Below are 1,080 nucleotides of genomic sequence, written 5' to 3' on the forward strand. Positions count from 1 at the left end.
TCCCGTTGACCGAGAAGGTCGACGTCAACGGCCCCGACCGGCACCCGCTCTACGCCGCGTTGGTGCAGACTCCGGACGCCGACGGGCACACCGGTGACGTGCGGTGGAACTTCGAGAAGTTCCTGGTGGCCCCGGACGGCTCGGTCGCCGCCCGCTTCGCCCCCACCGTCGAGCCCGGCTCGGACGAGCTACGCACCGCCATCGATAAGACCCTCCCCGCCTCCTGACACCCCAGGGCGCCGCGCGTGCCGCCCTGATCACGCTCGAACATGGATGTAGTGGCCTCCCGGCTTCCGGACGCCACCACATCCCGGATCAAGCACGATCTTGCGCCCGAGGGCGGCCGGGCCGACACCGCACGGCGGCCGGCACGAACCGCTGGCCACCGGAGAGTGGCACGTCACCGGAGAGCCGGTCGGCGACCAGCGTGAGCAGTACGTTGTCCAGGACGGGTGCGGCGCCACCAGGCACCCGCCGGGAAGGCGAGGTCGCGAGCAGCCCCCCGCCGGGGTGACCGGAATAACCCACCAGGCTGGTCGGGAATGCGTCGCGGGTGGACGGAGTTGGGAACGAGCATGACAACTGTGGGACTGATCGGCAGTGGCAACATCGGCGGCACCGTGGCCCGGCTTGCCGTCGACGCCGGCTACGACGTGGTGCTGAGCAACTCGCGCGGCCCGGAGACCCTCACCGACCTGGTCGAGGCCCTGGGCGGGCACGCCAGCGCCGGCACCGCGCAGGACGCAGCACAGGTGGGTGACCTGGTGGTGGTCAGCGTGCCGCTGAAGGCGTACCGCGCGGTGCCCGTGGAGCCACTGGCCGGCAAGGTCGTCATCGACACCAACAACTACTACCCGCAGCGCGACGGGGCCTTCCCGGAGCTGGACTCCGGCGAGATCACCAGCAGTGAGCTGCTGCAGCGGCACCTGCCGCAGTCGCGGGTGGTCAAGGTCTTCAACAACATCTACTTCAAGGGCCTGGCCGCGCTCTCCCGGCCGTCCGGTGCGGCCGACCGCAGCGCCCTCGCGATCGCCGGTGACGACGCCGACGCGAAGGCCGAGGTGACCGCCTTCCTGGACC

At 70.9% G+C, this 1,080-nt stretch carries 1 protein-coding gene and 1 pseudogene; both read left to right on the plus strand.

Features of this window, described 5'->3' with window-relative positions:
- Positions 1–227 (plus strand): annotated as a pseudogene (locus ABZ449_RS42285) (glutathione peroxidase); the annotation flags it as partial.
- A 348-nt stretch (positions 228–575) separates the two neighbouring features.
- Positions 576–1,080 (plus strand): NAD(P)-binding domain-containing protein (locus ABZ449_RS42290; protein ID WP_360357524.1); only part of this gene is annotated, 505 nt, incomplete at its 3' end.

Source organism: Kitasatospora sp. NPDC005856, from assembly GCF_040629945.1.
Classification (GTDB): Bacteria; Actinomycetota; Actinomycetes; order Streptomycetales; family Streptomycetaceae; genus Kitasatospora.